Here is a 17,140-nt window from a genome sequence, read left to right as displayed (position 1 = left end):
TGTTGGTTTGTATTAAAGTTCTGTATTGTATAACCTTATTAAATTTGCTTGTTTCTCAAGTGTTTCTTCTTTTTCGCGGCTGCCATCATGGGAGGAAAGATATCCTTCATATTTTTCAAAAAAATATTTGTTGTTTGAATTTATTTTTTTGAATTCGCTAGTGTTCCCAGTACAGTGCATTGGGAAAAGTTTTGCATGCAAATGGTCAACTCCATACCCTTCGAATACCATCCCTGTTCGAGCTACTCCTGGCAACGCCTTGTCTAACAGTAGAGCCGTTTTTTTTGTAGCACCTATCAAGCCGAAGAGGACTTCTTCTGGTTGGTCAAATGCATAGCTTGAATAATGTTTTTTAGGGATTACGACTGTTACGCCTACAGTGTTTGGGAATATAGAAAGAAATGATATATGATCCTTGTCTTCCCATATCACGTGGGCTTTTTGATTGTGTTGTGAGATATCGCAAAATATGCAGCTCATTATTGTTTCCATAAGTAGTTAAAAAAACTCACTGGAAATTCAGATGAGTCCCATTGGGTGCAACTGCTATGCCTTTCTCCCTTGTCTTTAGTTGTTATGTGTTCGATTGCGCCGTGAGATAAGAGTGCTGCAATACTGAAGTTAGTTGGGCCGAAGCTCGGCATAATTGATTCTGGGAGTCTGGTCCAATTATGCGAATTTGGTGCTATTTCATAGTCGCTTTGAAGATCGGTTGCGGAAAAGAAATTTGCACAGCAATGACTATGTAGATATCCGCCGCTCATAATGGAGGTGCCCGTAATTCGAGCTAGTTCTCCACACTGTGAAGCCAGATTGATTGGCGCATCGGCGGTTATTATAGCTAATGTGTAATTGCTGCTAACCATTAGCGCTTTAATTTCTTCGTAATCTAATTGCCGTTTGATGCAGGTTGTTTCGGTGTTTTCAAAGCGTTCTTTAATAGCTATCTTAAGAGTGGTCGTTTTTTCTTTTCCGATATCCTGTAGTCGCCAAAACAATTGTCTATTTAAGTTGCTTCTTTCGATTGTGTCATGATCTACTAGGGTGATTTTTTTTACCCCTGCGCCAGCTAGTAAGAGAGTTGCAGTGCTTCCAATTCCTCCGCATCCAACTACGAGGATATTCGCATTTTTTAGTGCGGCTATTTTGTTGATAATGGATGAGCAGTTTTGTGAATTAGTGAGGAAGTGAGCCGTTGTTCTGCTTGATTCTGGCTCATTTAATAGTTTTATTACTTGTAATACTTCGTCCCTGCTTCCTTTTATTAAGCTGCCAGACTCGGTTAATCCTATGGTCAGTGCTTCAAGGCTTTGTTCGTTGAGTTTTACGCATTTTTTTGGCCCGTTTAAATGCGTTTTTCCTTCTGAAAAATAGAATAGAGTAGAGGGGGTGACTACTCCAGTTGTGTTTTCTGAGGGGGCAGTAAAAATTAATCCTTCTGCGCTGTTGTAGGTGTTCATTGTTCACCACGCTTTTTAAGGTCGGAGATGCGGCGGCATATATACCGCCGCTAAAATTAATTGCACGTGGCGTTTAGTTTTTTTTGCCCTTTGTCATTTGGTGAGTAGTCTTTTAGTGTGGAAATCAGTGGTCCTGATTTTGTTTCTTCGAATTTGGTGCTGAAAGGGTTTTTTGTGGAGGGGGTGTCGGTGAAATTTGAGGCTGTGACTTGGTACTGCTCTGGTGCTTGAACTATAGCTGCCTGCGCAATATTGCTGGAGCCCAACAAAATAGCTGCAATACCTACTAGCTTGCTCATGGTTGCTGTTTCCTTCGTGAGGTGGGTGGTGGAATTATCTTGTTTTTGATTGTGTGATTCGACAAGTTTGAAAATATTTCTAAATGTTAGGGTGGTCCGAATTTTTGTAGGACGTGTTTAGTGAGTGTTTGGATTTTTGAGGTTTTTGTATGTCAGGTAAATCTGACGGGCAATCTTTGCTTTTGATAACTAGCTGATATCTTAGGGGTATTTCAGGTTTTCTTGTTTTTATTGGCTTTGAGGTTTGTCTATCCTTTTTGATTGTTTGTAGGAGTTGTTTGTAGTCTAAACTTTTTGATGGCTATTCTGTATTTTGGAGGAGGAGGGCATGGTTTTTGAGTTGCAGTTGGTTCACAGCGATAACCTGATCCTGGTCTGAAGGAATACCTGAATGCGCGTGGCAAAAGGATTGTTGGGATTGTTGGGATTGCTGTTGGCGATGCCGCTGCTGGCCTCGGCCGAAGAAATCGGTCAGGTCTCGACGGTGTTCAAGTTCGTCGGGCCGAATGACCGGATCGTGGTCGAGGCATTTGATGATCCGAAGGTCGAAGGCGTGACCTGCTACCTGTCGCGCGCCAAGACCGGTGGTGTGAAGGGTGGGCTGGGTCTGGCCGAGGATCGTGCCGAAGCTTCCATCGCTTGCCGCCAGGTCGGCCCCATCAGCTTCAAGGGTGAACTGAACGATGGCGATGAGGTGTTTAAGGAGCGCACCTCGCTGGTGTTCAAGACCATGCAGGTGGTGCGCTTCCTCGACAAGAAGCGCAATACGCTGGTGTATCTGGTGTACAGCGATCGCTTGATCGAAGGCAGCCCGCAGAATGCGGTGACGGCGATTCCGATTTTGCCGTGGGCGCACGCTCAATAAGCTGATGTAAGTCGAACTCTGTAGGAGCGAGCTTGCTCGCGATGGACGCATGGGCGACGCGGGCTGTCTGGTGCCCCGTGTTATCTTTGACGTCCATCGCGAGCAGGCTCGCTCCTACAGTTTTTTGTGTGTCCATCAAATCGCAGGCAATAAAAAACCGACCCTGAGGTCGGTTTTTTAATGAACGAGTCGCTTAGGCAGCAGCGGCAACGTTCAGGGCCTTTACGTGGCCATTCAGGCGGCTCTTATGGCGAGCAGCCTTGTTCTTGTGGATGATGCCTTTATCGGCCATACGGTCGATAACTGGCACAGCCAGAACGTAAGCAGCTTGTGCTTTAGCAGCGTCTTTTGCGTCGATGGCCTTAACTACGTTTTTGATGTAGGTACGGACCATGGAACGCAGGCTGGCGTTGTGGCTGCGACGCTTCTCAGCCTGTTTTGCACGTTTTTTGGCGGAAGGTGAGTTGGCCACCGTCGAGCTCCTCGAAAGACTTTTTAGGAAATAGCAAACAAAATAGGCCGCGAATCATGCCGATGAGTTGAAGTCTTGTCAAGGGCGCTTGAAACGTTCCGCTAAGTGGTAGGCGTGGTGCGACGGGATATTTCTTTCCGGCGTGTGACCTGTAAACTCGCGAGCTTTGGCTCTGTGCTGTTGCGGCGCGGAGTATCGCACAAGTGGGCGCATTGTTCGCCTGCTGTTTATCGACAGGCATAAACTCTTTCAATGAATCTGCTTAAATCGTTGGCCGCCGTCAGCTCTATCACGATGCTTTCCCGGATTCTGGGGTTTGTTCGTGACACCCTCATTGCGCGTACATTTGGCGCGGGAATGGCGACCGACGCCTTCTTTATCGCCTTTAAATTGCCCAATCTGCTGCGCCGGATCTTCGCTGAAGGGGCTTTTTCCCAAGCCTTCGTGCCGATTCTTGCGGAATACAAAAGCCAGCAGGGCGAAGAAGCGACACGCACGTTCATTGCCTACGTCTCGGGTTTGTTGACGTTGGTGCTGGCGTTGGTCACGGCGCTGGGCATGCTCGCCGCACCATGGGTGATCTGGGTGACGGCGCCGGGTTTCACCGATACCCCGGAAAAATTCGAGCTCACGTCCGATCTATTGAGAGTGACGTTTCCCTACATATTGCTGATTTCCCTTTCGTCGCTGGCGGGGGCGATCCTCAATACCTGGAACCGTTTCTCGGTGCCGGCGTTCGTGCCGACGCTGCTCAACGTCAGCATGATCATCTTTGCGTTGTTCCTGACACCGTACTTCGATCCACCGGTAATGGCGTTGGGCTGGGCGGTTCTGGTAGGTGGCCTGGCGCAATTGCTTTATCAGCTGCCGCACCTGAAAAAGATCGGCATGCTGGTACTGCCGCGCCTCAATTTGCGCGACACCGGCGTCTGGCGCGTAGTGAAGCAGATGCTGCCGGCGATCCTCGGGGTCTCGGTGAGTCAGATTTCGCTGATCATCAACACCATTTTTGCCTCGTTCCTGGTCGCCGGTTCTGTTTCATGGATGTACTACGCCGACCGCTTGATGGAGTTGCCGTCCGGCGTGCTGGGCGTGGCGTTGGGCACGATTCTGCTCCCGACCCTGGCCAAGACTTACGCCAGCAAGGATCGCCAGGAGTACTCGCGCATCCTCGATTGGGGTCTGCGCCTGTGCTTCGTGCTGGTACTGCCTTGCGCCTTGGCGCTGGGGATTCTGGCCGAGCCGCTGACGGTTTCGCTGTTCCAGTACGGTCAGTTCGATGCGCATGATGCGGCCATGACCCAGCGCGCGTTGATCGCGTACTCGGTCGGTCTGCTCGGGATTATCGTGATTAAAGTGTTGGCGCCTGGCTTTTATGCGCAACAAAACATCCGCACGCCGGTAAAAATCGCAATATTCACCTTGGTCGTTACTCAGTTGTTCAACCTGTTGCTGATCGGTCCGCTGGCCCACGCCGGCCTCGCGCTCGCCATCAGTGCCGGTGCCTGCCTCAATGCGGGCCTGCTCTTTTATCAGCTGCGCAAACAGCAGATGTACCAGCCGCAACCGGGTTGGGCGAAGTTCGGCTTCAAACTGGTAATCGCGGTGACGGTAATGTCCGGCGTGTTGCTGGCCGGCATGCATTTCATGCCGGCCTGGGGCGAGGGGCAGATGCTTGAGCGTTTCCTGCGCCTGGGTGCCTTGGTGGTTGCCGGTGTGGTGGCGTATTTCGGCATGTTAATGTTGATGGGCTTCCGCCTGCGCGACTTCAATCGCAAAGCGTTCGGCTGAGGATAAAACCTCCATAAATACGGGCGAGCCGGCATTTTTGTCGGCTCGATCACTTTGGGTTACGGTGTTGCCTGTCGTCGGCCGCCGGGTGTGGTTATAATCGACCACTTTATGAGCAAGAAGCGCGTTATGCAGCTGGTTCGAGGCCTCCACAATCTGCGCCCCCAGCATCGGGGCTGTGTCGCCACTATTGGCAACTTTGACGGTGTACACCGTGGCCACCAGGCTATCCTGGCGCGGCTGCGTGAGCGTGCGCTGGAGTTGGGCGTGCCCAGCTGCGTGGTGATTTTCGAACCGCAGCCCCGGGAGTTTTTCGCTCCGGACACGGCGCCTGCCCGTCTGGCCCGCCTGCGGGATAAACTGCAGCTATTGGCTGCCGAAGGCGTCGACCGGGTCTTGTGCCTGGCATTCAACCAGCGTCTGAGCAAGCTCAGCGCCAGCGAATTCGTCGATACCATTCTGGTCGACGGCCTCGGCGTGCAGCACCTTGAAGTAGGTGACGACTTCCGTTTCGGCTGTGATCGCGTAGGGGATTTCGATTTCCTGCAACAGGCCGGCGTGATGCAGGGCTTTACCGTCGAAGCGGCGCAGACCGTCGAGCTCGATGGCATTCGCGTCAGCAGCACCCAGGTGCGTAATGCCTTGGCGGCTGCCGATTTTGCACTGGCCGAACGCCTGCTCGGTCGCCCATACCGGATCGCGGGTCGCGTACTGCACGGTCAGAAACTGGCGCGTCAGTTGGGTACGCCCACTGCCAACATTCAACTCAAGCGCCGTCGCGTGCCGTTCACCGGGGTTTACCTGGTCAGCGTCGACCTCGACGGCAAGACCTGGCCGGGTGTCGCCAATATCGGCGTGCGGCCTACGGTCCAAGGGGATGGCAAAGCCCACCTCGAAGTCCATCTTTTAGATTTTGCCGGCGATCTGTATGACCGGCGTATGACGGTGGTTTTCCACCAAAAGCTGCGTGAAGAGCAGCGTTTCGCCTCTCTGGAGGCGCTTAAGACGGCGATCAATGCGGATGTCGCCGCCGCCCGTGCCCTGTCGCACCTAGCGCCAATCGCTAATGAAGAGCCTTAAATGACCGACTATAAAGCCACGCTAAACCTTCCGGACACCGCCTTCCCAATGAAGGCCGGCCTGCCACAGCGCGAACCGCAGATTCTGCAGCGCTGGGACAGTATTGGCCTGTACGGAAAGTTGCGCGAGATTGGCAAGGATCGTCCGAAGTTCGTCCTGCACGACGGCCCTCCGTACGCCAACGGCACGATCCACATCGGTCACGCACTGAACAAGATTCTCAAGGACATGATCATCCGTTCGAAGACCCTTTCGGGCTTCGACGCGCCTTATATTCCGGGCTGGGATTGCCACGGTCTGCCGATCGAGCACAAAGTCGAAGTGACTCACGGCAAGAACCTGGGCGCCGACAAGACCCGCGAACTGTGCCGGGCCTACGCCACCGAGCAGATCGAAGGCCAGAAGTCCGAGTTCATCCGCCTGGGTGTGTTGGGCGACTTCGCCAACCCGTACAAGACCATGGATTTCAAGAACGAGGCCGGCGAAATCCGCGCCTTGGCTGAAATCGTCAAGGGCGGTTTCGTGTTCAAGGGCCTGAAGCCTGTGAACTGGTGCTTCGACTGCGGTTCGGCCCTGGCTGAAGCGGAAGTCGAGTACGAGAACAAGAAGTCCTCGACCATCGACGTGGCGTTCCCGATTGCCGATGAAGCCAAACTGGCTGCCGCTTTCGGTCTGCCGTCGCTGGCCAAGCCTGCGTCGATCGTGATCTGGACCACCACCCCGTGGACCATCCCGGCGAACCAGGCGCTGAACGTTCACCCGGAATTCAACTACGCACTGGTCGATGTCGGCGACAAGCTGTTGGTGTTGGCTGAAGAACTGGTCGAAGCCTGCCTGGCTCGTTACAACCTGGAAGGTTCGGTCATCGCGACCACCACCGGTAAAGAGCTGGAGCTGATCAACTTCCGTCACCCGTTCTACGACCGTCTGTCGCCGGTTTACCTGGCCGACTACGTTGAACTGGGCGCTGGCACCGGTGTGGTTCACTCCGCTCCGGCCTACGGCGTGGACGACTTCGTGACCTGCAAGAAGTACGGCATGGTCAACGACGACATCCTCAATCCGGTACAAAGCAACGGCGTGTACGTGCCGTCGCTGGAATTCTTCGGCGGCCAGTTCATCTGGAAGGCCAACCCGGCCATCGTCGACAAGTTGACCGAAGTCGGTGCGCTGCTGCACACCACCATCATCGAACACAGCTACATGCACTGCTGGCGCCACAAGACCCCGCTGATCTACCGCGCCACCGCGCAGTGGTTCATCGGCATGGACAAAGAGCCAACCAGCGGCGACACCCTGCGGGTGCGCTCGCTCAAAGCCATCGAAGACACCAAGTTCGTCCCGGCCTGGGGCCAGGCGCGCCTGCACTCGATGATCGCCAACCGTCCGGACTGGTGCATTTCCCGTCAGCGCAACTGGGGCGTGCCGATCCCGTTCTTCCTGAACAAGGAAAGCGGCGAACTGCACCCACGCACCGTCGAACTGATGGAAGAAGTGGCCAAGCGCGTTGAAGGCGAGGGCATCGAAGCCTGGTTCAAGCTGGACGCCGCCGAGCTGCTGGGCGATGAGGCCCCGCTGTACGACAAGATCAGCGACACCCTCGACGTCTGGTTCGATTCGGGCACCACGCACTGGCACGTGCTGCGCGGTTCGCACCCGATGGGCCACGAAACCGGTCCACGCGCCGACCTGTACCTGGAAGGCTCGGACCAACACCGCGGCTGGTTCCACTCGTCGCTGTTGACCGGTTGCGCCATCGACAACCACGCGCCGTACCGCGAGCTGCTGACCCACGGCTTCACCGTCGACGAGTCCGGCCGCAAAATGTCCAAGTCCCTGGGCAACGTGATCGCGCCACAGAAAGTCAACGACACCCTGGGCGCCGACATCATGCGTCTGTGGGTCGCTTCGACCGACTACTCCGGTGAAATGGCGGTTTCCGAGCAGATCCTGCAACGCAGTGCGGACGCCTACCGTCGTATCCGTAACACCGCGCGCTTCCTGCTTTCCAACCTGACCGGTTTCAACCCGGCCACCGACCTGCTGCCGGCCGAAGAAATGCTCGCGCTGGACCGCTGGGCCGTGGATCGCACTCTGTTACTGCAGCGCGAGTTGCAAGAACACTACGGCGAATACCGCTTCTGGAACGTGTACTCGAAGATCCATAACTTCTGCGTGCAGGAACTGGGTGGTTTCTATCTCGACATCATCAAGGACCGCCAGTACACCACCGGCGCCGACAGCAAGGCCCGCCGTTCGTGCCAGACCGCGCTGTTCCACATCTCCGAAGCGCTGGTGCGCTGGATTGCCCCGATCCTGGCCTTTACCGCCGACGAACTGTGGCAGTACCTGCCGGGCGAGCGTAACGAGTCCGTCATGCTCAACACCTGGTACGGAGGCCTGACCGCACTGCCGGAAGGCTTCGAGCTGGATCGTGCGTACTGGGACCGGATCATGGCCGTGAAGGTTGCGGTCAACAAGGAAATGGAAATCCAGCGCGCGGCCAAGGCCGTCGGTGGCAACCTGCAAGCCGAAGTGACGCTGTTCGCCGAAGACGCCCTGAGCGCCGATCTGGCCAAGCTGAGCAACGAATTGCGCTTTGTACTGATCACTTCGACCGCCAGCGTTGCGCCGTTCGTACAGGCTCCGGCCGATGCCGTGGTCACTGAAGTCAGCGGCCTGAAGCTGAAGATCGTCAAGTCGGCCTTCGCCAAGTGCGCCCGTTGCTGGCACTGCCGTGAAGACGTCGGCGTGAACCCGGAGCATCCGGAAATCTGCGGTCGTTGCGTCGACAACATCAGCGGCGCCGGCGAGGTTCGTCACTATGCCTAATGCCGTTGGTCGCTTTGGGCGACTGAGCTGGCTCTGGTTGAGTTTGCTGGTTCTGGTCATCGACCAGGCCAGCAAGTTCTACTTCGAAGGCAGGCTCGAGATGTACCAGCAGATTGTGATCATCCCCGATTACTTCAGCTGGACCCTGGCCTACAACACTGGCGCGGCGTTCAGCTTCCTGGCTGACAGCTCCGGTTGGCAGCGCTGGTTGTTCGCATTGATCGCTATCGTGGTCAGTGCGGTGCTGGTGGTGTGGCTCAAGCGTCTGGGGCGCAATGAGACCTGGCTGGCGGTTGCGCTGGCACTGGTACTCGGCGGCGCGCTGGGCAATCTGTATGACCGCATTGCCCTGGGCCATGTGATCGATTTCATCCTGGTGCACTGGCAGAACCGCTGGTACTTCCCGGCGTTCAACTTTGCCGACAGTGCGATCACTGTCGGTGCGGTGATGCTGGCACTGGATATGTTCAAAAGTAAAAAGACCGGAGAAGCCGTTCATGACTGAACAGGTATTGGCTGAGCAACGCATCGGCCAGAACACGGAAGTCACCTTGCATTTCGCATTGCGCCTGGAGAACGGCGACACAGTGGACAGCACTTTCGACAAAGCCCCGGCGACCTTCAAGGTCGGTGACGGCAACCTGTTGCCAGGTTTCGAAGCGGCGCTGTTCGGTTTCAAGGCTGGTGACAAGCGTACGCTGAGCATCGATCCGGAAAACGCTTTCGGCCAGCCCAACCCGCAAAACGTGCAGATCATCCCGCGCTCGCAGTTCCAGGACATGGACCTGTCGCCAGGTTTGCTGGTGATCTTCAACGATGCGGCCAATACTGAATTGCCGGGCGTGGTCAAAGAGTTCGATGACGCGCAAGTGACCATCGACTTCAACCATCCGCTGGCAGGCAAGACACTGACCTTTGACGTGGAAATCATTTCCGTCAAAGCGCTGTAACTGACTGTACACAGTCAACTGTAGGAGCATAGCTTGCTCGCGATGGCGTAATCTCAGTTGACATCAATGTTGACTGACCCCCCGCTATCGCGAGCAAGCTTTGCTCCTACAGGGTTGTAACGATCTAATTTCTGGCGCAAGACACGAGGCACAGCATGCAAATCAAACTCGCCAACCCCCGTGGCTTCTGCGCCGGTGTGGACCGGGCGATCGAAATCGTCAACCGCGCCCTGGAAGTCTTCGGGCCGCCGATCTATGTGCGCCATGAAGTGGTCCACAACAAGTTCGTCGTCGAAGACCTGCGCAATCGTGGCGCAATCTTCGTCGAGGAACTGGATCAAGTGCCGGACGACGTGATCGTGATCTTCAGCGCCCACGGTGTTTCCCAGGCTGTGCGCACCGAAGCTGCCGGCCGTGGCCTGAAAGTGTTCGATGCCACTTGCCCGCTGGTGACCAAGGTGCACATCGAAGTCGCACGCTACAGCCGCGACGGTCGTGAGTGCATCCTCATCGGCCACGCCGGGCACCCGGAAGTCGAAGGCACCATGGGCCAGTACGATGCCAGCAACGGTGGCGCGATCTACCTCGTCGAAGACGAGAAAGACGTCGCCGAACTGCAAGTGAACAACCCTGAAAAACTGGCGTTCGTGACCCAGACCACTTTGTCCATGGACGATACCAGTCGCGTCATCGACGCCCTGCGTACGCGTTTTCCGGCCATCGGCGGTCCACGCAAGGACGACATCTGTTACGCCACGCAAAACCGTCAGGATGCAGTCAAGCAACTGGCCGATGAATGCGATGTGGTGCTGGTGGTTGGCAGTCCGAACAGCTCCAACTCCAATCGCCTGCGTGAACTCGCCGAACGCATGGCTACTCCGGCGTACCTGATCGACGGTGCCGAAGACCTGCAAAAGAGCTGGTTCGACGGTGTCGAGCGCATCGGCATTACCGCTGGCGCTTCTGCACCGGAAGTTCTGGTGCGTGGGGTGATCCAGCAGTTGCAGGCCTGGGGCGCTACCGGTGCCGATGAATTGGCCGGTCGCGAGGAGAACATCACGTTCTCCATGCCTAAAGAACTGCGCGTGCGTTCCCTGCTTTAAGTTTTTTCCCTTCTGCGCACAATGCCTGCTCAGCCTTTGCGCTGCGCAGGCTGACGCGACCGGTCGGGGCCAGCACCACCTGGTACTGGCTCGCCGGTTCGCGAGTGGCGCAAATATGTAATGTCCCTGCCTGAAACTCTCCCCTGGCGAACTGTGGTTCACCCAGATCGTTGAAACGCACGAATTTGCTCACTGGCCTATTTCCCACGATTGGCACCCGAGTGCCGCTCTGGCGTTCGACCAGCAGCGGGTTGCTGGCGTCGTACTGCCCCTTGCCGCTGATATCCAGAATGATCCGCCAACCCTGGCCCCAGTCGCCATTGATGGCGTGGATCATCACGTTCTGATGACGGGCGATGGCCTCAGCCCTGGCCATGCGGATGCCACTGTAGAGCGACTGTGCCGCCTGCTCGCGATGGTTCGATTCAGTGACGGCCGCGAATGCCGGACTGACCAAATGCAGAACAATCCCGACAATCGTCAGTCCCATAAGCAGTTCGATCAGGCTGAAGCCTCGCTGATCCATGTCGTTTCCCTCCCTGGAGTGATGCGGGCCGTGCGATCCATGCACGGGTAATGGCCATTCAACCGGGTCTTGGCGGTCGAATGTTCTAGCGTGTAAGCAGGTATAGCCGACGGCAACGGAGGGCACCGATGGAACATCGTTCAAAAGGTTTCACGCTGGTCGAGTTGCTGATCGCGCTCGGGATCTTTCTGGTGCTGATCACTCTGGCTGTTCCGGCGTTTACCCGTTCGGCGCAAACGACAAGGGCCGATACCGAAATCGGCGACCTGCAACGTGGTTTGAATTTCGCCCGTCTTGAGGCTATCGATCGTGGCGTGACGACCCGGCTTCGACCCACGGTGGGCGGCAGCGTCTGGACCGGGGAGTTGACGGTCTATGACAGTACTGGCACTCCGGCCAATGTATTGCGGGTTGTTCCAGCGATGAGCAGCGGTGCGACTCTGACGCTAACCTCAGGAGTGACCGCCATCGATTTCAATAATCTGGGCGGGCTGTCGTCACCGTCCACAGCGGTGGCAATCAACTATGTGCTGGGCACGCAAAGCAGGACGCTGAATGTGTGTTTGAACGGACGAATTCAATTGGGTGGAAGTTGCGGATGAGGTCATGGAGCAAGCATGCACAGGATGGCATGACGTTGATCGAAGTGTTGGTGGCGTTGTTGATTCTGAGCGTAGGGTTGCTGGGTGCGGCGGCGTTTCAGCTCAATGCGCTGAAGTACACCGACAGTGCGCGCATGACCAGCCAGGCCAGTTTCATTGCCTACGACATGATGGACCGCATCCGCGCCAACTCAGCCTCCGACTACACCGTGACGCCGCCGACCTCGGGCAATCTGAACATTGCCCGGGACCAGGACCTCTACGACTTCACCAGCAATATCGTCAATTTCGGTGGCCCCACCGCCACCGGCAGCATCGCGCTCAACCAACGGGTGTACACCATCACCATCACGTGGGATGACTCCCGGGCTGCCAACAGCGCCAATTCCCGTCGCAGCTTCGTCCTCACCAGTCGCGCGACCGTCGACCCGGTATCGACGCCATGAACCGCTTGCATAGAGGGTTCGGCCTGATCGAGCTGCTGATCGCCCTAGCCTTGAGCCTGATCGTGGTGCTGGGCGTGGTGCAGGTTTTCATTTCAGCGAAAAACACCTATGTCAGCCAGAACTCCGCTGCGGTCATGCAGGAAGACGCGCGATTTGTGCTGAGCAAAATGATTCAGGAAATTCGCATGGTTGGCATGTTCGGTTGCCTGGGGACGATCACCGATGCCAGTACGGCGGGCGATTTCAATGCAGCTCAAGTCACGCCGATCAGTTGGGATAACGCCAACCTCAAGCTGACGCTGGTGACTGCGGATGTGGGAAGCAGCGGCGGCACGCCGACGTGGACAGTGATTTCAGACTGTCGAAACAGTGCGACGGCTTACTCCGACTCGCGTACGCCTGCATCAGGACAACTGGCGTTTCCGATCCGGCGTTTGATTTACAGCCTGAAGAACGGCCAGTTGACGATGGGTATCGGCAGAGGCACGCCGGCCCAGCAAGTGCTGGTGGATAACGTCAGTGCCTTCAATGTCAGCTTCGGCCTTGCCAGCACCGCCGCCGATTCGGCCGCCTCCAGTTACAGCAGTAATCCCTCTGACCCGGCACGCATCCGCAGCGTGCGTTTGAGCCTGACTCTCACCGATCCGAACAATCGAGTGAGCAATCAAACCTTCAACGTGGTTGCCGCTCTGCGCAACCGCCTGCCATGAGGGGAGGGCCGATGAATTTTTCTCCCGTCACTGATCATGGCCAGCGTGGCATGGCGTTGCTGGTCAGCCTGGTGTTCCTGTTGCTGCTGACGCTGATTGGCCTTTCATCGATGCAGAACGCCACCCTGCAGGAAAAAATGGCCGGCAGTGTGAGCTTGCGCAATCAGTCGTTCCAGGGCGCCGAAGCGGCGTTGCGCGTCGGTGAAAGTGCGGTGCAACTCGACAGCTATTCATTGGCAGTGTGCAACGGCACCAGCCAGTGCGCGCCGCCAGCGGAGTCCTCGACCATCAAGGTCGCCGGGTTCAATTCCACTTCTGGAGTGACCTGGATCGCTTCCGGCAGCGGTTTTTATGGCGTGCAAAACATTGGCACCACCCTCACAGCCGTGAACGTACCGAGCAACACCTCGGCCACGTTGTACCGGGTGACCGCAGTGGGCATCGCGGGTAACTCGCGCAGTGTGGTGGAGAGTATTTATGCGAAGTACTGAAACACGCGCGCGGTTTTGGGAGATGTTTTGTGGTGCTGTTTTGGCGTTGTATCTGGGGGCTCCGGCCTATGCCTTTACGCCTTCGGACTCGCCGTTGTTGAGTGCTGCCGCAGTCGCGCCGAATGTGATGTTGATGATCGACGATTCAGGGAGCATGAATAACATCATCTGGGCGCCGGGTTTCGATCCGACGGTCAACCGCGCGCAGATTGCGATGTGCAGTTCCAACACCTCATGTCTCAGCGGGCAGAACCTGGACATGAGTGACACCAACATTTCCCTGTCGAGTCTGAATCGGGGCGGGTGTTCGACCAACGGCAATTGGTACGGTTTCTATCGAGGCTTTCTCGGGCTGACTCCGATTTGCCTGAAATTGCCCGACCCGGTCGGCAACGAAAGCACGCGTTATACCGCGAACTATCTGGCGTACCTGCTGGGTTTGGCGAACGGTTCCAGCCGCGATTTCACCACGGGCGCCAATGCAATCCCCGATGACTATCGCATCAGTGTCGCGCAGGATGTCTCGAAAAATCTGGTCACCAGCAATCGCTCGTTGCGTATCGGTCTGGCGACGTTCAATCCCCCCGTCAATAACAACCCGGGCAACGGTGGATACATTGCCCGCGCGGTTAGTGATCTGTCGGTGGATGCCAACTACAACGCGTTGATCGCGTCGATCAATGGCCTCAGCGCCGTGGCCAACACCCCGCTTGCCGAAACCTATTACGAAGTGACTCGATACATGCGTGGCATGGCGCCGTACTACAACTCGACACCCGCCACCTACACCAGTCCGATCCAGTATCGCTGCCAGAAAAACTACGGTGTGGTGATCACCGACGGTTTGCCCACCTACGACCGAACCTTTCCCACCAACGACCCGCTCGGTGGTACTCGTTTGCCGAACTGGGACGGCAACAGCGCCAATGACGGTGACAACCTCAACGGTGATGGGGAGGGTGACACCCTCTATCTGGACGACATCGCCAAATTCGCCTTTGACATCGACATGCGTTCCACCGGGACGGATCTTGCTGGGAAAAGCTGGAACGCTACCGACTTCCCCAAGCAGAACATGAACACCTACACCGTGGGTTTTACCGCGGCGAACCAGATGCTGTCGGACGCCGCCAGTTACGGTCAGGGCAAGTACTACCAGGCCACTGACAGCGCCGGATTGAATGCCGCGTTGTCTTCGGCTCTGAGTGACATCACGTCCAAGGCAGGTTCCGGCGGTAGCGGCACCACCAGCGGAACGACTCTCGCCAGCGGCACCAGTTACTTCCAGACCAGCTACGACCCCAAGGACTGGCGCGGCACGATCAAGTCCTATGGCTTCACCGCGAGCGGCGCGGTTAATACCAGTGCAGTGCTGTGGACCACTGACACGGCCATAGTGCCCGCAGCCACTGCACCGACCTATCAGTCCTGGAACAACCAAACCAACATGGCAGTAAACTTGGCCTACGCCAACTTTTCCACTGCCCAGCAAACCATTCTCAATCAGGGACTGCCTACAGGCATCAACGGCAGCGATCTGGTGGAATGGAGCAAGGGCACCAACAAGATCGGGCTGAAAGTACGTAGCGTGTTGCTGGGCGACATCATCAATTCACCGCTTGCCCTGGCATCCCCGACAGACAAAACCGCTTCCGATTTGGCGGGCGACACCACCTACAGCACTTACCTTGCCACCAAGTCGGTCAACATGAACGCCAGTCTGGTGGTCAACGCCAACGACGGTTTCGTAAACGTCATCAATTCGGCAAACGGCGCCCGGCGCTATGCCTACATGCCATCCAGTGTCTTACCATCCTTGCGCTACATCGCCGATACCACGTACATCAACGGCGTCAGCCACAAGTTTCTGGTGGACGGACAGGTCGGCGTGTTCGATGCCCAACTCAACAGTGCCTGGAAAACCCTCGCGCTCGGCGGAACCGGTGCGGGCGGGCGAACCTTCTATGCGTTGCAACTGTTCGACGCCTCGGCCGGTAACGTGACCAAGGCGTTGTGGGAAATCAGTGCACCTGCCACCGCCAGCACGGCAAATGCTTTCAATGATCTGGGTTATGCTTATGCGCGTCCGGAAGTGGCACGCTTGGCCGATGGTCGATGGGCCGCGTTCATTTCCAATGGCTACGGCAGCAACTCCGGCGTGGCGGCGTTGTATGTGGTGGATATTCGCGATGGCTCGCTGATCAAGAAAATCGTCGTCGACAGCACTGAAACCACTAACGGTTTGTCTTCGGTAAAGCTCAAGGTCAACTCGCAGAACGTGGTGCAGGCCGCGTATGGCGGCGACTTGAAGGGACGGCTGTGGAAGTTTGATTTGAGCGCTACGAGCACGGATACCTGGGGCGTGGCGTTTTCCGGCAAGCCGTTGTTTACCGCTGCGGGAGGCGCGACCCAGCCGATCACCGCGCAGCCCTTGCTTGCGGACAATTCCCTGGGCGGCAAAGTGGTATTTTTTGGCACCGGGAAATTCAACGAAACGGCGGACAAGACCAACAAGGATTTGCAGGCGTTCTATGCGGTGTGGGACGCGGACGGCGGTTCCGGGCAAATCACCACGTCGAGTTTGCAGGCTCAGGCTGTGACGGGTGTGTTCTCGGGGAGCTCCGGCCAGTTCATCACCACCAGCCAGAACGAAGTGACCTATCCGGCGGAAAAGGGCTGGTACTTGCCGTTGGTGTACAACAACGCGCTGACCGGCGAACGGGTGATCAATCAGGCCAACCTGGTACTCGGGCGGATCATCTTTACCACGGCCAGCGTCGACACCACGGACCCTTGCGCAAGTTTTGGCACAGGCAAACTGGTCGAACTCGATGCGTTCAGCGGTAAGATGCTCAACTACGCGGTGCTCGACACCAATGGAGACGGCGTGGTCGACAGCACCGACACGGTGTCCAGCGGCGTGATCTTCACTGGCGGCATCCCGACCCTGAATGCCGTCGTCAATGGCGCAACCCGCAAGGTCGTGAACGATTCCAGTGGCGGCATCACCACGCTGGTGGAAAAATCCGGCGGCGGCAGCCGTCGCATCATGTGGCGACAAATACAGTAAGTGAGAGTTGAGGCATGCACAGATCCAACCGCGGTTTTACCCTGATCGAAATCATGATCGTGATTGCGATCATCGGGATTGTCATGACCATCGCTGCCCCGAGCTTCACCGAATACCTAAAGAAGGGTCGTCGTACCGAAGTGGCCGGTCTGCTCTCCGAGCAGGCACAGATTCTCGAGCGTTTCTATTCGCAAAAGAATGTCTACACCGGTGCTGCCGGCCTGAGCGCCGGCAATGACTACTACACCATCACATCGACGCTGACCGATCAGACTTTTCTGCTGACGGCGGTGCGCAAAGCCGGTACATCCATGGCGACGGACAAGTGCGGTGATTTCACGATTACCAATACCGGCGTGCGCAGCATGGTCAACGCCACGGCCGGCCTGACCACCAAGGATTGTTGGGGTCGCTGAGTTTTCTTTTCGGGCGCCTTTTGCGTC

At 56.6% G+C, this 17,140-nt stretch carries 18 protein-coding genes; 13 read left to right on the top strand and 5 right to left on the bottom strand.

Translation table 11 applies throughout. From position 1 onward, the window contains the following. Positions 1-12: 12 nt before the first annotated feature. From ACM110_RS19340 to ACM110_RS19330, 3 genes are read right to left on the bottom strand one after another with little or no spacing between them, the layout of a single operon-like run. The gene (locus ACM110_RS19340) at positions 13-480 is read right to left on the bottom strand and encodes an HIT family protein (RefSeq protein ID WP_416129026.1); all 468 of its coding nucleotides are present in this window, start codon (positions 478-480) and stop codon (positions 13-15) included. Continuing rightward, entirely contained in the window at positions 480-1,460 is a 981-nt protein-coding gene (locus tag ACM110_RS19335; RefSeq protein ID WP_416129025.1) for a ThiF family adenylyltransferase, read from the bottom strand. Before ACM110_RS19335 ends, ACM110_RS19340 begins: the two co-directional genes overlap by 1 nt. A gap of 56 nt (positions 1,461-1,516) precedes the next feature. Next, a complete protein-coding gene (locus ACM110_RS19330; protein WP_416129024.1) occupies positions 1,517-1,759 on the bottom strand; it encodes a hypothetical protein in 243 nt (80 codons plus the stop codon). A gap of 391 nt (positions 1,760-2,150) precedes the next feature. Here ACM110_RS19330 and ACM110_RS19325 point away from each other — a divergent pair, with 391 nt between their 5' ends. Next, positions 2,151-2,624: a CreA family protein gene (locus ACM110_RS19325; RefSeq protein ID WP_416129023.1), complete on the top strand. Its 474-nt coding sequence runs from the start codon at positions 2,151-2,153 to the stop codon at positions 2,622-2,624. A 193-nt stretch (positions 2,625-2,817) separates the two neighbouring features. Here the strand turns inward: ACM110_RS19325 and rpsT are convergent, their stop codons facing one another. Then, positions 2,818-3,096: a 30S ribosomal protein S20 gene (gene rpsT, locus ACM110_RS19320; protein ID WP_007970922.1), complete on the bottom strand. Its 279-nt coding sequence runs from the start codon at positions 3,094-3,096 to the stop codon at positions 2,818-2,820. A gap of 252 nt (positions 3,097-3,348) precedes the next feature. Here rpsT and murJ point away from each other — a divergent pair, with 252 nt between their 5' ends. The 6 genes from murJ to ispH all read left to right on the top strand — a co-directional run bounded on the left by murJ (position 3,349) and on the right by ispH (position 10,852). Further along, entirely contained in the window at positions 3,349-4,887 is a 1,539-nt protein-coding gene (murJ, locus tag ACM110_RS19315; RefSeq protein ID WP_416129022.1) for a murein biosynthesis integral membrane protein MurJ, read from the top strand. A 129-nt stretch (positions 4,888-5,016) separates the two neighbouring features. After that, on the top strand, positions 5,017-5,967 hold the full coding sequence (gene ribF / locus ACM110_RS19310; protein ID WP_008058292.1) for a bifunctional riboflavin kinase/FAD synthetase: 951 nt from the start codon (positions 5,017-5,019) through the stop codon (positions 5,965-5,967). Then, positions 5,968-8,799 (top strand): isoleucine--tRNA ligase, encoded by a 2,832-nt coding sequence (gene ileS, locus ACM110_RS19305; RefSeq protein WP_416129021.1) that lies wholly within the window; start codon positions 5,968-5,970, stop codon positions 8,797-8,799. Next, complete coding sequence (lspA, locus tag ACM110_RS19300; protein ID WP_416129020.1) at positions 8,792-9,304, top strand: signal peptidase II; 513 nt, start codon at positions 8,792-8,794, stop codon at positions 9,302-9,304. The genes ileS and lspA overlap by 8 nt, the downstream gene beginning before the upstream one ends. 7 nt (positions 9,305-9,311) lie before the next feature. Then, positions 9,312-9,749, top strand: coding sequence for an FKBP-type peptidyl-prolyl cis-trans isomerase (gene fkpB / locus ACM110_RS19295; protein ID WP_416129109.1), 438 nt, complete (start codon positions 9,312-9,314; stop codon positions 9,747-9,749). Between the two features lie 155 nt (positions 9,750-9,904). Continuing rightward, on the top strand, positions 9,905-10,852 hold the full coding sequence (gene ispH / locus ACM110_RS19290) for a 4-hydroxy-3-methylbut-2-enyl diphosphate reductase (protein WP_095196614.1): 948 nt from the start codon (positions 9,905-9,907) through the stop codon (positions 10,850-10,852). Here ispH and ACM110_RS19285 read toward each other — a convergent pair. Next, a complete protein-coding gene (locus ACM110_RS19285) occupies positions 10,821-11,378 on the bottom strand; it encodes a GspH/FimT family pseudopilin (RefSeq protein ID WP_416129019.1) in 558 nt (185 codons plus the stop codon). The genes ispH and ACM110_RS19285 overlap by 32 nt on opposite strands. A gap of 128 nt (positions 11,379-11,506) precedes the next feature. Between ACM110_RS19285 and ACM110_RS19280 the strand changes: the two genes are divergently transcribed. The 6 genes from ACM110_RS19280 to ACM110_RS19255 are packed head-to-tail and all read left to right on the top strand — an operon-like array spanning position 11,507 to position 17,113. After that, positions 11,507-11,980: a GspH/FimT family pseudopilin gene (locus ACM110_RS19280; protein WP_416129018.1), complete on the top strand. Its 474-nt coding sequence runs from the start codon at positions 11,507-11,509 to the stop codon at positions 11,978-11,980. Further along, positions 11,977-12,426: a type IV pilus modification protein PilV gene (gene pilV, locus ACM110_RS19275; RefSeq protein ID WP_416129017.1), complete on the top strand. Its 450-nt coding sequence runs from the start codon at positions 11,977-11,979 to the stop codon at positions 12,424-12,426. Before ACM110_RS19280 ends, pilV begins: the two co-directional genes overlap by 4 nt. After that, a complete protein-coding gene (locus ACM110_RS19270; protein ID WP_416129016.1) occupies positions 12,423-13,136 on the top strand; it encodes a PilW family protein in 714 nt (237 codons plus the stop codon). Before pilV ends, ACM110_RS19270 begins: the two co-directional genes overlap by 4 nt. A gap of 11 nt (positions 13,137-13,147) precedes the next feature. Continuing rightward, on the top strand, positions 13,148-13,627 hold the full coding sequence (locus tag ACM110_RS19265) for a PilX N-terminal domain-containing pilus assembly protein (RefSeq protein WP_416129015.1): 480 nt from the start codon (positions 13,148-13,150) through the stop codon (positions 13,625-13,627). Next, positions 13,614-16,697: a pilus assembly protein gene (locus ACM110_RS19260; RefSeq protein ID WP_416129014.1), complete on the top strand. Its 3,084-nt coding sequence runs from the start codon at positions 13,614-13,616 to the stop codon at positions 16,695-16,697. The genes ACM110_RS19265 and ACM110_RS19260 overlap by 14 nt, the downstream gene beginning before the upstream one ends. A gap of 14 nt (positions 16,698-16,711) precedes the next feature. Continuing rightward, positions 16,712-17,113, top strand: coding sequence for a type IV pilin protein (locus ACM110_RS19255; protein WP_416129013.1), 402 nt, complete (start codon positions 16,712-16,714; stop codon positions 17,111-17,113). Positions 17,114-17,140 lie beyond the last annotated feature (27 nt).

The organism is Pseudomonas sp. NFX98, assembly GCF_047784845.1.
GTDB lineage: Bacteria > Pseudomonadota > Gammaproteobacteria > Pseudomonadales > Pseudomonadaceae > Aquipseudomonas.
This window is presented reverse-complemented; position numbering and strand designations above follow the sequence as displayed.